Source organism: Streptomyces sp. NPDC057280 (assembly GCF_042668605.1).
GTDB lineage: Bacteria > Actinomycetota > Actinomycetes > Streptomycetales > Streptomycetaceae > Streptomyces.
Window position 1 is genome coordinate 32934 of the sequence record NZ_JBHUYR010000018.1, and the last position, 13010, is coordinate 45943.

The 13010-nt window shown below is 72.1% G+C and carries 12 protein-coding genes; 5 read left to right on the plus strand and 7 right to left on the minus strand.

The window, feature by feature from the left end; all coding sequences use genetic code 11:
- Nucleotides 1–28: 28 nt before the first annotated feature.
- The 4 genes from ACFUO4_RS44585 to ACFUO4_RS44600 are packed head-to-tail and all read left to right on the plus strand — an operon-like array spanning nt 29 to nt 3859.
- On the plus strand, nt 29–847 hold the full coding sequence (locus ACFUO4_RS44585) for a zf-HC2 domain-containing protein (RefSeq protein WP_383496752.1): 819 nt from the start codon (nt 29–31) through the stop codon (nt 845–847).
- On the plus strand, nt 844–1707 hold the full coding sequence (locus ACFUO4_RS44590) for an ABC transporter ATP-binding protein (protein WP_383496754.1): 864 nt from the start codon (nt 844–846) through the stop codon (nt 1705–1707). The genes ACFUO4_RS44585 and ACFUO4_RS44590 overlap by 4 nt, the downstream gene beginning before the upstream one ends.
- Entirely contained in the window at nt 1704–3224 is a 1521-nt protein-coding gene (locus ACFUO4_RS44595) for an ABC transporter permease (RefSeq protein WP_079309033.1), read from the plus strand. The genes ACFUO4_RS44590 and ACFUO4_RS44595 overlap by 4 nt, the downstream gene beginning before the upstream one ends.
- Nucleotides 3215–3859, plus strand: a complete 645-nt coding sequence (locus ACFUO4_RS44600) for an ABC transporter (RefSeq protein ID WP_383496758.1) — start codon at nt 3215–3217, stop codon at nt 3857–3859. The genes ACFUO4_RS44595 and ACFUO4_RS44600 overlap by 10 nt, the downstream gene beginning before the upstream one ends.
- 144 nt (nt 3860–4003) lie before the next feature.
- On the opposite strand, the gene mshD is transcribed toward ACFUO4_RS44600, so the two are convergent.
- Complete coding sequence (mshD, locus tag ACFUO4_RS44605) at nt 4004–4930, minus strand: mycothiol synthase (RefSeq protein WP_383496761.1); 927 nt, start codon at nt 4928–4930, stop codon at nt 4004–4006.
- Between the two features lie 182 nt (nt 4931–5112).
- On the opposite strand from mshD, the gene ACFUO4_RS44610 reads away from it, so the two are divergent.
- Complete coding sequence (locus ACFUO4_RS44610) at nt 5113–6915, plus strand: bifunctional metallophosphatase/5'-nucleotidase (protein WP_383496764.1); 1803 nt, start codon at nt 5113–5115, stop codon at nt 6913–6915.
- A 71-nt stretch (nt 6916–6986) separates the two neighbouring features.
- Here the strand turns inward: ACFUO4_RS44610 and ACFUO4_RS44615 are convergent, their stop codons facing one another.
- The 6 genes from ACFUO4_RS44615 to ACFUO4_RS44640 form a co-directional block, all read right to left on the minus strand.
- Complete coding sequence (locus tag ACFUO4_RS44615) at nt 6987–7979, minus strand: immunity 49 family protein (protein ID WP_383496767.1); 993 nt, start codon at nt 7977–7979, stop codon at nt 6987–6989.
- A 106-nt stretch (nt 7980–8085) separates the two neighbouring features.
- Complete coding sequence (locus ACFUO4_RS44620) at nt 8086–9546, minus strand: ATP-binding protein (RefSeq protein ID WP_383496770.1); 1461 nt, start codon at nt 9544–9546, stop codon at nt 8086–8088.
- The gene (locus tag ACFUO4_RS44625; RefSeq protein WP_383496773.1) at nt 9543–10283 is read right to left on the minus strand and encodes a response regulator transcription factor; all 741 of its coding nucleotides are present in this window, start codon (nt 10281–10283) and stop codon (nt 9543–9545) included. Before ACFUO4_RS44625 ends, ACFUO4_RS44620 begins: the two co-directional genes overlap by 4 nt.
- 101 nt (nt 10284–10384) lie before the next feature.
- Nucleotides 10385–10555, minus strand: coding sequence for a hypothetical protein (locus ACFUO4_RS44630; protein WP_179143361.1), 171 nt, complete (start codon nt 10553–10555; stop codon nt 10385–10387).
- Between the two features lie 29 nt (nt 10556–10584).
- The gene (locus ACFUO4_RS44635) at nt 10585–11736 is read right to left on the minus strand and encodes a S1C family serine protease (protein ID WP_079309026.1); all 1152 of its coding nucleotides are present in this window, start codon (nt 11734–11736) and stop codon (nt 10585–10587) included.
- Between the two features lie 182 nt (nt 11737–11918).
- Nucleotides 11919–12941 (minus strand): LacI family DNA-binding transcriptional regulator, encoded by a 1023-nt coding sequence (locus ACFUO4_RS44640; RefSeq protein WP_383496778.1) that lies wholly within the window; start codon nt 12939–12941, stop codon nt 11919–11921.
- Nucleotides 12942–13010: the final 69 nt, after the last annotated feature.

Consider the following 13010-nt stretch of genomic DNA (forward strand, 5'->3'; position numbering starts at 1 on the left):
TGCGGGTGCGAACAGTGGAGGTGACGGCATGACATGGCATGTGGATGCCGAGGATCTACGGGCCTACGCCCGGGGCGAGTTGGCGGCGCCCATGCTCTGGTCCGCCGACACCCATCTGATGGCCTGTGCGGACTGCCGGGAGGCGCTCGCCTCGGTGAGCGACCCGGTCGCCCTCGACGCCGGCTGGGAGCGGCTCGACGCCGAACTCGACGTGCCCCGAAGGGGGTTGCTGGAGGGGCTCCTCGTGCGGCTCGGCGTCGCCGACCATGTCGCCCGGCTGCTCACGGCGACCCCCGTACTGCGCCGCTCATGGCTCGCGGCGGTGGTGTTCCTGCTGGTGACGACCGTGGGCGTGGTCTACACGGCCGACTCGCCGACCCTCTTCCTCGCCCTCGCCCCGCTCCTTCCGCTCGCCGGGGTCGCGCTGTCGTACGGCCCCGCGCTGGACCCGACCTACGAGATGGCGGTTGTCAGCCCGGTGCACGGCTTCCGGCTGCTGATGATCCGCACGGTGGCGGTGCTCGCCGCGGGACTGGGCCTCAACGGCCTGGCGACCCTCGCGCTGCCCTCGTACGGCCTGCGGGCGCTGGCCTGGCTGCTGCCCGCGCTGGCCCTGACCGCGACCGGGCTCGCGCTCACCCCCCGGCTGGGGCCGGTGCTCGCGCCGTCGCTGGTGGGCGGCGCGTGGGTCGCGCTGCTCGTCGCCGCCGACCGGGCCGGTGACGGCCCGCTCGCGCCGTTCACCGCGGCCGGCCAGGGCGCCGCCGCGGCGGTCGCCGCCCTCGCGGTCGGCCTGCTCTTCCTCGTACGTGACCGTTTCGACGTCTTCCACAGGAGTGCCGTATGACACCCACCGTCTCCGCCGAGGGGCTCAGCCTCCATTACGGCGGCACCCGCGCCCTCGACGACGTGTCGCTGCGGCTGACCCGAGGCGTCACCGGGCTGCTCGGCCCCAACGGCGCCGGAAAGACCACCCTGTTGCGGGTGCTGGCCACGGCCGTCCCCGCCGACCGCGGCGCCTTCACGGTGCTCGGGAACGACCCGGGCACCGCGCGCGGCCGCCAGGAGGTGCGGCGCCGGCTCGGCTATCTGCCGCAGACCCCCGGCTTCCACCCGGACTTCACCGCCTTCGAGTTCGTCGACTACGTGGCGATCCTGAAGGAACTCACCGACCGCGGCGCCCGCCATCGCGAGGTGCGGCGGGTGCTGGACGAGGTCGACCTGGGCGACGTCCGCGGCAAGCGCATCAAGAAGCTGTCCGGCGGGATGCGGCAGCGGGTGGCGCTGGCGGCGGCGCTCGTCGGCGACCCCGGCTTCCTCGTCCTCGACGAGCCGACGGTCGGCCTGGACCCCGAACAGCGCATGCGTTTCCGGGAGTTGATCGCCCGGGCGGGCGAGGGCCGGACCGTGCTCCTGTCCACCCACCAGACCGAGGACGTGGCGATGCTCTGCCACCGGGTCGTGGTGATGGCCGGCGGCCGGATCCGTTTCGACGGCACCCCCGCCGAGCTGACCGCGGTGGCCGCGGGCCGCGTGTGGAACAGCGCGGAACGCGACCCGGGAGCGAAGGCGGGCTGGCGCACCGGCACCGGCTCCTTCCGCAACGTGGGCAATCCGCCCGCCGGCGCGGACCTCACCGACCCCACCCTGGAGGACGGCTACCTGCTGACCCTGGACGACGCGGGCGTGGAGGTGGCGGCGGCATGAGCGCGGTCATGGAGGCGGCCCCGGCCGCCACGCAGAAGCAGGCGCAGAACCCCTGGGCGGCCGTGTTCGCCCTGGCCCTTTTCGAGGCGCGCAGGCTCCTCGTCACCATCCCGGTGCTCCTCGGCTTCCTCGTCTACGCGGCCTGGATCGCATGGCGCGCCCAGGACTACGCGGACGGCTACCCGGCCCTCCAGGACGCCGACCGCGCCACCCAGGGCGGCCCTCTCCTCGTCGGCCTCGCGGTCCTGCTGGCCGTGAACCAGGCCGTGCTGAGATCCCTCCGCCGCGACACCGAACGGCACTTCACGGTGCTGGTGATGAGCACGGCACACCGGACGGCCGCACATCTGCTCTCCGTGGTCCCCGCCGCCCTGCTCACCGCGGTGTGTGTGGCCGGGCAGTTCGGCTGGCAGGCGCTCAAGCCGGGCTCGCTCGGACACGGTTCGCCGGGCGAACTGCTGGTCGGGCCGCTGACGGTGCTGGCGTTCGGAGCGGCCGGGGTGCTGATCGCCCGCGTGATCAGGACGGCCTTCACGGCACCGCTGGTCGTGGTCTTCTTCCTGTTCCTCTTCCTGCTCGGCACCGGCGCCGGCATCGACGAGGGCTGGACGCGCTGGCTGACCCCGGTCATAGGCGTCTCCAGCAGCAACACCCTGCCCTCCGACCTGATCGGCCGCCCCGCCGCCTGGCACGCGCTGTATCTCGCCGCGCTCGGCCTGACGGTGGCGCTGCTCGCGGTGCTGGCGGGCGGCGGCCACCGCGCGCGGTCCGTGCACGCCGGGTTCGCCGGGGCGCTGGCGCTGACGGTCCTCGGCGCGGTCGCGCAGGGCCAGGGCGTCTCCCCCGAGGTGACGGCGGCGCGGGAGCGGGCCACGCTCCACCCCGAGCAGGTGCAGACATGCGTGGAGCGGGACGGGTCGCGCTACTGCGCCTTCCCCGAGTGGCGGGGCCGGACCGCGGACTGGGCGCGGACCGTGGCCGAGGTCCAGTCCCTCGCCGGCGGTACCGCCCACGACCAGAGTCTCCTCGTCCGACAGCGGCTCGACGCGCGCTACGGCCTCGACGGCGACGCCGCTCTCGACCCCGCGACGGCCCCGCACCAGGTGACGGTGGGCACGGCCTGGGGCGGTAACCGCGTCCCGGAGTTCTCGGCCGCCGTCGCGGGGGTGCTGGTCACCGGCGACGAGAAGACGACCGGTGAGCTGTGCGACGGCCGGATGGTCACCGTCATGTGGCTGGCCCTGGCCGGGCAGCCCGACCCGATCGGCTCCCTCAAGAACGTCCGCCTCGACGACAGCACGAGCGGCTCGGCGATCGTCCTGTCCCAGACCGACCCGCTGTCGATGACGGCCGGTCAGACGACGGTCGTGCGCAAGCTGCTGGAGCAGCCGCGGGACCGGGTGGCGGCCGAGGTGCGGGCGAACTGGACGGAACTGACGTCCCCGAAGGTGACGACGGCACGGGTGGCGGAGCTGCTGGGGGTCAAGGCGAAGGTAGGGGCGGACAAGTGCACGTGACGCGTGCCCTGTTGGTTCCCGTCCTGCGCACCCTTCCCTGGCGGGCGCTCGGTGCCGCCGGAGTCCTGGGGCTGCTGATCGTCTCGCCGGCGCGGCTTTCGGACACGGCCGACGAGCCGCTGGTGCTGAACCTGCTGCGGGCCGCCGTCCTCGCCTTCGCCCTGGGCCTGGCGTTCGTGCTGGACGACCCGGCCCGGCACACCACGACCCCGGTGCCGACCCGCCGGCCCGCCCGTCATGCCCTGCGGGTGGCGCTCGTCGCGCCGGTCACCGCGGTGTGGTGGACGGCGGCGGTGCTGCTCGTGCCGGACCGGATACGTCCGCCCGTGGGCGACGTGACCCTGGAGGCGGGCGCGGCGTTCACGCTGGCGCTCGCGGCGTCGGCGGCGGCGGTCCGCTTCACCCAGGCGGCGGAACCGGGGCAGGCGGTGGCCGGCGCGGTGCTGACGACGGCCGTGCTGGGGCTGCTGCTGTGGCCGGAGCGGTGGGCACTGTTCGTGGCCACGCAGGACCCGAGGTGGGCGCAGGCGCATGACCGGTGGGGGATGGTGCTGGCCGGTGCGGTGGTGGTGTGGGGGGTGTGCGGGCCGGAGCCGCTCAGACGCGGGGTGGCCTTGAAGCCCAGCAGGGCCTGAGTCGCCGGGGCCCGGGGTCCCCGGACGTGGGTGCCTGGACGTGAGCCCCGGGCCCCAAGCCCCGGGCCCCAAGCCCCGGGCCCCAAGCCCCGGGCCCCAAGCCCCGGACCCTGAGCCCCACGGGCCCGGGGCCCCGGCGTCACATCACGTCTCCGTGCGGTACATCAGGTCCGTCTCATGCGTGACGAACCCCAGCCGCTCGTACACCGACACCGCCGCCTTGTTGTCCGCGTCGACATAGAGCATCGCGGTCGGCAGTCCCTGCGCGGCGAGGTGCCGCAACCCGATGGTCGTGAGGGACTTGCCGAGCCCCCCGCCCTGGACGCCCGGCTTCACACCGAGGACGTACACCTCGCCCAGCCCCTCCGCCGCATGGATCTTGGTCCAGTGGAAGCCGACGAGTTCGTCGCCGCGGAAGGCGAGGAAGAACCCGGCGGGGTCGAACCAGGGCTCGGCCATCCGGTCGTCGAGGTCGCGCTGGACGAGGGAGCCCTGTTCGGGATGGTGGGCGAACGCGGCGGCGTTCACCGCGAGCCAGGCGGCGTCGTCGGTGCCGGGGACGAAGGACCGTACCGTCACCCCGTCCGGCAGGACCGGGTCGGGCAGGTCCAGGTCGGTCAACGGCCGCCGCATCTGCCGCAGCTCACGGAACAGGGTCAGGCCGAGGACCTGGGCGAGATGGCGGGCGGCGGCGTGACCGCCGTGGGCCCACACCCGCAGCCGTTTGCCGGAGGCGGCGAGGAGGGCCGAGCCGAGGGCCCGGCCGTGGCCGCGACCGCGGTGCCCGGGGTGGACGACCAGCTCGGCGGCCGGGGCCTCCACGGGGTCGGTGTCCTCCAGCTGGGCGTAGCCGACGAGTTCGTCGTCGACGGTCAGCAGCAGATGGGCCACCCCCTCGCGGGCGCCGCCGCGCAGTTGCAACCGGCCCTGTTCCGAGACGGCTTGCTGGCCGTCACTGTCGGCGGCCGCCGCGAGGAGCGCGAGGACGGCGTCCGTCTGGGCCGGGGAAAGTGCCGAACAGGTCTGGATGGAGCGAGTGCTGCCGGGCCGCACGGTGTCGTCGCTGGTCATGCGTACGAGAGTACGGGGGAGGACCAGCAAAGTGGCGGCACTGTAAACCCCGCAAAGCGTCAGCAAAGGAGAGGGCAAAGGGAAACCAGGATGTAACCAAGAAACCCCTGTCGCGCTACGCGCGTTGACTTTAGGCTGCGCCGGACGGGGCCCACTTGCTCAGACGACCCACAGGGGGGCGTATGCCAGCCATATCCCAGCCGCACCGCCGCAGACGGACCGTCCGGCTGCTCGCCGCAGCCGCCGGTCTCGCGACCGCCGGTGCTCTCGCCGCCGCGCTGCCCTCGTCGGCCGCCCCGGTTGAATCAGGCAAACCGGGCAAGCTGCCCAGCCGTTACCAGGACGTGCAGCTGCTGTCCTTCAACGACCTGCACGGCAACCTGGAGCCCCCGTCCGGTTCCTCCGGCCGCGTCACCGAGCTCCAGGCGGACGGCACCACCAAGACGATCGACGCCGGTGGTGTCGAGTACCTCGCCACGCATCTGCGCGACGCGCGCGCGGGCCACAAGTACTCCATCACCGCGGCCGGCGGCGACATGGTCGGCGCCTCGCCCCTGATCTCGGGTCTCTTCCACGACGAGCCCACCATCGAGGCGCTCAACAAGCTGGACCTGGACGTCACCTCCGTCGGCAACCACGAGTTCGACGAGGGCGCCAAGGAACTGGCCCGGCTTCAGCACGGTGGTTGCCACCCGACGGCCGGCTGCTACACGGACGAGGAGTTCGAGGGCGCGGACTTCCCGTACCTGGCGGCCAACGTCCTGAACGAGAAGACCGGCAAGCCGATCCTCAAGCCCTACTGGGTGTGGAAGAAGGACGGCATCAAGGTCGGCTTCATCGGCGTCACCCTGGAGGACACCCCCGGGGTCGTCTCCGCCGAGGGCGTCAAGGGCCTGAAGTTCAAGGACGAGGTCGAGACGATCAACAAGTACGCGCGGGTGCTCCAGGCCCAGGGCGTGAAGTCGATCGTGGCCCTCATCCACGAGGGCGGCGCCCCGGCCTCGGGCGCGTACAACTACAACTGCGACTCCCCCGGCGCGGGCGACGGCATCTCCGGCCCGATCGTGGACATCGCCAAGAACATCACCCCGCAGGTCGACGCGCTGGTGACGGGTCACACCCACGCCGCGTACGCCTGCACCATCAACGACCCGGCGGGCCACCCGCGCACGGTCACCTCGGCGGCCTCCTTCGGCCGGCTGTACACGGACACGACGCTGACGTACGACCGTTGGACGGGTGACATCGCCCGTACCTCGGTGAAGTCGGCGAACCACGTGGTCACCCGGACCGTCGCCAAGGCGCCGGACATGACCGACCTGATCAGCCGGTGGAACACCCTCGCGGCGCCCATCGGCAACCGCGCGATCGGCTACATCTCCGCCGACATCCCGAACACCGGCACCGAGTCCCCGATGGGCGACCTGATCGCGGACGCGCAACTGGCGTACGGCAAGCAGCTCGACCCGGAGACCGACCTCGCGCTGATGAACCCGGGCGGTGTGCGGGCGGGCCTGACCTACGCGCAGAAGGGCACGGAAGGCGACGGAGTCGTCACCTACGCCGAGGGCTTCACGGTCCAGCCGTTCTCCAACACCGTGAACCTCCAGGACTTCACCGGCGCCCAGCTGATCCAGGTCCTCAAGGAGCAGGTCAGCGGCGGCAACGCGGCCTCCCCGAAGATCCTCCAGCCGTCCTCGGGCCTCACCTACACCCTGGACCTGACGAAGACCGGTGCCGACCGGATCGTCGCCGACTCCGTCAAGCTCAACGGTGCCGCCCTCGACCCGGCGGCCACCTACCGCGTCGCCACCAACAGCTTCCTCGCGGGCGGCGGCGACGGCTTCACCACGCTCGGCCAGGGCACCAACGACCTCGTCGGCACGGACGACCTGGCGGCGCTGGAGCAGTACCTCACGGCCAACTCCTCGGCCGCGAGCCCGATCGCACCTCCGGCCGCGAACCGGATCACGATCGTGAAGTAACCCTTCGGGGCGGACAGGAGGAGGCGGCCGCGTCATGGACGCGGCCGCCTCCTGGCGTAGGGGCCGCCTCGCTACTTGGCAGCCCACAGACCCAAGGTGTTCCGGTTGCCGTCGGCCGCCCGGCGCAGTGCGTCCGTCGACCCCAGCAGCCCGTACGGCAGATATCCGGACCGGACGCCGAGCTCCCACCCGTGCACCTGCACCGCGAGGCAGGCCAGGGTGAGGGCGCCGAGGGGGAGGAGGGAACGGGGCGCGGGATCACCGGCGCCGGCCTCCACGCCCTCCCGGTACGCCACCAGCTGGGCGGCCAGCGCCGCCTCGAAGGCGTCCTGGTCGTCGTCGAGGAGCACGCGGAGCAGCCGCTGGTCGGCGCTCAGCGCGTCGCCGAGCTCCTCGAGCCGCCGGACGGCCTCCGCGCGCTCCCCGGCGTCGGGCTTGCGCAGCGGAACCGTCGGCCAGTCGCGGGGCAGATGCCCGGCCGCCTCGGTCAGGTAGAGGCACAGCGCGTCCATGGCGGCCAGGTCGGCGGGCGCGGAGACGGAGGTGTACGGGTTGTAGGGCACGCCGTCGCGGATGGCGGGCGCGTAGTCGCCCCGCAGCAGCAGCCCGGTAACCCGCTCCCAGTCCCACACCAGCCCGCTGACCACGCACACCTCGAACATGTCGAGCCAGGTCCGCGCGGTGGGCGCCTCCTTGACGACGTCCCGGAAGGTGATCGGCCCGTCCCCGAACTCGTCGTCGTCGGGGTCCGTGCTGAGCCGTTCCCCGACGAGCGGCAACCGGATCTCCTGGTCCCCGTTCGGGTAGCACATGACGCTCAGTACTCCGTGCACACACTCCGCGGCGGTGACGGCGACCGTGGCGGCCGCGGCGTCGAGCCCCGGCTGGGTGACCGCGCGCGCGGCGACATGGTCGAGGAGCTCGTCCGCCATCGCCCGTATCAGCGCCGGCGAGATGCTGCCGTAGCGCAGTGAGTGCCAGCGCGTGTAGGCCCGCCCGCGGATGTCGTCGAGCGCCTCGGCCAACCGCTGCTCACCGACCTGATGGCATGTCACGTCCCGCACGCGCCCCGTCCCTTCCCGCAGGTGATCACTGGACGAGGCACATTAGCAACGGGCTCGGACAGTGCAGGGCGCCAGGAGCCGGCGGCCCTTCACCGCGGTGGCCCGGCTACGGCGTCTCCGGGGGAGGTGTCGGCGCCCCCGGCAGGCGTACGGTCGCGATCGTGCCGCCGCCGTCCGCGCGGCCGAGGGTGACCTGGCCGCCGGCCTGCTCCACGGTGCGGGCGACGATGGACAGGCCGAGGCCGGAGCCGGGCAGGGCGCGGGCGCTGGGGGAGCGCCAGAAGCGGTCGAAGACGTGCGGGAGTTCGTCGGCGGGGATGCCGGGACCGTGGTCCCGGACGGTCAGCACGCCCTCGCTCAGCCGTACGTCGATCGTGCCGCCCTCCGGGCTGAACTTCACGGCGTTGTCGAGGATGTTGACGACGGCCCGCTCCAGTGCGGCGGGCTCCGCGCGGCTGAACCACGGTTCCAGGTGCGCGTTGATCGTCAGCTCCGGCCCACGGAGCCGGGCCCTGCGGAGCGCCGACTCGACGGTGTCCTCGAGGGACACGACCTGCACGCGCTCACCCCGCTGCCCCTCGGACCTGGACAGCTCCTGCAAGTCGCCGATGAGCGCCGCCAGTTCGGTCATCTGCGCCTTGACCGAGGCGAGCAGCGCCTTGCGGTCGGCCTCCGGGATGGGCCGCCCGGTCTCCTCGCTCCGGGTGAGGAGCTCGATGTTGGTGCGGAGCGAGGTGAGAGGAGTGCGCAGCTCGTGACCGGCGTCCGCGATCAACTGCTGCTGGAGATCGCGGGAGCTGGCGAGGGAGGAGGTCATCGAGTTGAAGGACCGCGAGAGCCGGGCCACTTCGTCCTCGGCGTCGTCCTCGACGGGGATCCGCACGCTCAGATCCTCGGTACGGGCCACGTGTTCGACGGCCTCGGTGAGCTTGTCGACGGGGCGCAGGCCGGCGCGGGCGACGGCGAGCCCGGCGGCACCGGCGCCGAGGACTCCGATGCCGGAGACGAGGAGGAGGACGAGGGAAAGGTCGTTGAGGGTGTTCTGGGTGCCCTTCAGGGGGACGGCGACGATGATCCCGATGTCGGGGCCGGCCTCTCCGGTGGGGGTCGTGGTGCCGCTCAGGTAGCGCGTCATCACCCGTACCCCGGTGCCGTCCTCGGCGCTGCCGTTGCGGAAGTAGACGTGGTTGGGTTCGCCCTTCGCGATCACGTTCTTGTCGGCCTGGGTCACCTCGATCGCGCCCGCCGAGTCGTTGACCACGCAGACCTTGCCGCTCGCCGTGACCACCTGGGTGTAGTCACCGCGGGAGAAGGGGGTGCTCTGCGGAGTCTTGGAGCAGTTGTTGAGCGCGGTCTGGGCCTGGTTGATCTGCTTGAGCTGCGCGGGACCGGGGTCGCTCATGCCCCGTTGCAAGTCGTTGTCCAGCTGCTCGTACAGTTTCCCCTGCACGATGAACCAGCACGTCACCGAAACCGCCGCCACCGCGAACGCCACCGCCGCCGCCACCAGCAACGACAACCGTGCCCGGATCGGCAGCGTCTGGAACCGGCGCAGAACCTTTCTCACTCCGCGCCGCCCTGTCGCAGCACGTACCCCACGCCGCGCACGGTGTGCACGAGCCGCGGCTCGCCGCCCGCCTCCGTCTTGCGGCGCAGGTACATCACATACACGTCCAGCGAGTTCGACGACGGCTCGAAGTCGAAGCCCCACACCGCCTTCAGGATCTGCTCCCGGGTCAGGACCTGGCGCGGGTGCGCCATGAACATCTCCAGCAGCGTGAACTCGGTGCGCGTCAGTTCCACCGGCCGCCCGGCGCGAGTGACTTCCCGCGTCGCCAGGTCCATGCGGAGGTCGGCGAAGGTCAGCGCGTCGTCCTCCACCACCGCACCCGCACCGGCCGCGGCCGCCGCGTAGGAGCTGCGCCGCAGCAGCGCACGGACGCGCGCGAACAGCTCGTCCAGCTCGAACGGCTTGACCAGGTAGTCGTCGGCGCCGGCGTCGAGGCCGGTCACCCGGTCGCCCACCGTGTCCCGGGCCGTCAGCATCAGGATCGGCGTCGTCGTGCCCGCGCCCCGCATCCGGCGGGCGGCGGTGAGGCCGTCCATGCGGGGCATCTGGATGTCGAGGACGACCAGGTCGGGCCGGTACGCGGTCACCTTCTCCAGTGCGTCCGCGCCGTCGACCGCGACCTCCGTGTCGTAGCCCTCGAACGCGAGGCTGCGCTGGAGCGCTTCGCGCACCGCCGGCTCGTCGTCGACGATCAGGATGCGCTGGGGGTCACGGTCGCCATCGGCGGGGCTCATCGCTCGCGGTTCCTCGGGGTGCGGTGGGACGTGGGCGCCTTCAGCGTCGCACGTCGGTCGGCGGTGGGGTCAAGCACCGGACGGGGTGGGCACGGGCCAGGTCAGGCGCGCACCTTGCGGCGCCGGGCGGTACGGCGGGCGGCCACGGTCGAGATCTCGGGGGCGCGAACCGAAGGCGCCGTCGGCGCGTGCAACTCGTGCGCCACCTCCAGCGCCAGCGCGAGGCCCGCCGGGTCGGTACCGGCCACTGTGTGGGAAACCTGCTGGATCATGACGGACTCCCTAGGTGCTCAGAGGTGGTTCAGCTGTCGGTGCCGCCGGCCCGCAGCGTCGCGAGGTCGGACTTGACGGTGTTGATCGGGATGGAGAACCCGAGGCCCTGGCTGCCGGCGTTGGAGGAGTCGGAGCTGGAGGAGTACATCGCCGAGTTGATCCCGATGATGTTGCCGTTCATGTCGATCAGCGCGCCGCCGGAGTTGCCGGGGTTCAGGGACGCGTCGGTCTGGATCGCCTTGTACGTCGTCGTGGACGAGCCGGTGTCGCCGTTGAACTGCTGGCCGCCGAACTCGAACGGCCATCCGCCGCCGCCCTGCTGTTGCTGCTGGCCCTGGCTCTCGTCCGTCGAGACGGTGACGTCGCGGTTGAGGGCGGAGACGATGCCGCTGGTCACCGTGCCGGTCAGGCCCTCGGGGGAGCCGATCGCCACGACCTCGTCGCCGACCTGGACGCCGTCGGAGTTGCCGAGGGTCGCGGGGGTGAGGCCGGAGGCGTTCTCCAGCTTGATCAGGGCGAGGTCCTTCTTGCTGTCGGTGCCGACGACCTTCGCCGTGTACTCCTTGCCGTTGCTCGTCGAGACCTTGATCGAGGAGGCGCCGGCGATGACGTGGTTGTTGGTGATGATCTCGCCGTCGCTGCTGATGATCACGCCGGAGCCGGTGGAGGAGCCGTTGCTGAGCGTGGCGTTGATCTCGACGATGCTCGGGCTGACGGCCTTGGCGACCCCGGAGACCGTGCCCCTGGCGGAGGACGGCACCACATTGGTGCTGGTGCTGCTGGAGGCGACGGTGTCGTTGCCGGTCAGTTCCTGGATGCCGTACGCCGTGCCGCCACCGATCGCCGCGGCGACGATCGCGACGGCGGCGAGGAGGGCGAAGGGGCCCCGGGCGCGCTTCTTCGGCGACGGTACGGGGGCCTCCGGGGCCGCCGTCAGGACGGCGGTACCGCCACCGCCGTCGTTGCCGTCACCGCCGGCGACCTGAGTCTGCGCCGGCCACACCGTGGTCCCCGGCTCCACCGTCACCGGCTGCGGCGCGGGCGGCTGCGCCGGCGGGGGCGGCCACTCCGGGTTCACCGGGGAGGAGTGCGCGGGGGTGGCGGAGGCGTGCTGCTGGGCGCCCTGATACGGGTTCGTGTACTGCTCGTACTCGCCGTCGCGGCGGAAGCTCTCGGTCATGACACTGAGCTTGTCGCCCGACCATGAGAGCTTCCTGAGTGCTCCCTGAGAACGCCGCCAGAAGCTCGTTTGCCCGATATAAAGCCGGTACTGGGACCGGCCGGGCCCCTCTCAGACAAGCCTCATAAAGGTCCGCCGAGCCTCATAAAGGCCCGTCAAGCCTCATGAAGGCCCGCGGAGCCTCATTCGCAGCCGCAGGACCGGCGTACGACCAGCTTCGACGGGAACACCTTCAACCGCTCGCGCCGCGACCCGGCCACCCGCAGCCCGTCGTCGAGGACGAGGTCCACCGCGGCCCGCGCCATCGCCGAGCGGTCCGATGCGATCGTTGTCATCGGCGGATCGGCGAGCGCGGCTTCCTTGATGTCGTCGAAGCCGATGACGGCCAGCTCGCCCGGCACGTCGATGCGCAGCTCGCGCGCCGCCCGCAGCAGGCCGATGGCCTGGTCGTCGGTCGAGCAGAAGATCGCGGGCGGCCGGTCCGGGCCCGACAGCAGCTGGAGCGCCACCTGGTAGGCGTCGTAGCGGTTGTACGGCGCCTCGAAGAGCCGTCCCTCGGTGGGGATGCCGGCCTCCTCCATCGCGCGCCGCCAGCCCTCGACGTGGTCGGAGACCGGGTCGCCGACGGCGGGGGTGTCCGCCGTACCGCCCATACAGGCGACGTACGGATAGCCGTGGCCCAGCAGGTGTTCCACGGCGGTCTGCGCGCCGGCGAGGTCGTCGAGGACGACGGCGACGTCGTCGATCGCCTCCGGCCGCTCGTGCAGCAGCACCACGCGCGCGTCCCAGGCCTCGATCTCGGCGGCGGCCAGGTCGCTCAGGGCGTGGCTGACGAGGATCAGGCCGGAGACCCGCATCCCGAGGAAGGCGCGCAGATAGTGGGTCTCGCGCTCGGCGACATAGTCGGTGTTGCCGACCAGGACCATTTTTCCGCGCTCGGCCGCGGCCTGTTCCACCGCGTGCGCCATCTCGCCGAAGAACGGCTGACGGGCGTCCGGGATGATCAGGCCTATGAGATCCGTGCGCCGGGACGCCATCGCCTGGGCGACCCGGTCGGGCCGGTACCCCAGCTCCTTGATCGCGGCGAGAACGCGCTCGCGCGTGGCCGGGGCGACCGGCCGGGGTCCGTTGTTGATGACGTAGCTGACGACGGCAGTGGACGTCCCTGCCAGCCGCGCCACGTCATCTCGAGTCACCTTGGCCACGCGCGGAGTCTACGCGGATGGACCCGCTCTGGGCAGGGCGTAAGCGGTCTTGCCTGTGCTCCGCCCGAG

Bases quoted from the DNA above. Each gene is read 5' to 3' on its own strand.
- ACFUO4_RS44585 (WP_383496752.1), top strand. From the start codon at position 29: ATGACATGGCATGTGGATGCCGAGGATCTACGGGCCTACGCCCGGGGC.
- ACFUO4_RS44590 (WP_383496754.1), top strand. From the start codon at position 844: ATGACACCCACCGTCTCCGCCGAGGGGCTCAGCCTCCATTACGGCGGC.
- ACFUO4_RS44595 (WP_079309033.1), top strand. From the start codon at position 1,704: ATGAGCGCGGTCATGGAGGCGGCCCCGGCCGCCACGCAGAAGCAGGCG.
- mshD (WP_383496761.1), bottom strand. From the start codon at position 4,930: ATGACCAGCGACGACACCGTGCGGCCCGGCAGCACTCGCTCCATCCAG.
- ACFUO4_RS44610 (WP_383496764.1), top strand. From the start codon at position 5,113: ATGCCAGCCATATCCCAGCCGCACCGCCGCAGACGGACCGTCCGGCTG.
- ACFUO4_RS44625 (WP_383496773.1), bottom strand. From the start codon at position 10,283: ATGAGCCCCGCCGATGGCGACCGTGACCCCCAGCGCATCCTGATCGTC.
- ACFUO4_RS44630 (WP_179143361.1), bottom strand. From the start codon at position 10,555: ATGATCCAGCAGGTTTCCCACACAGTGGCCGGTACCGACCCGGCGGGC.
- ACFUO4_RS44635 (WP_079309026.1), bottom strand. From the start codon at position 11,736: ATGACCGAGAGCTTCCGCCGCGACGGCGAGTACGAGCAGTACACGAAC.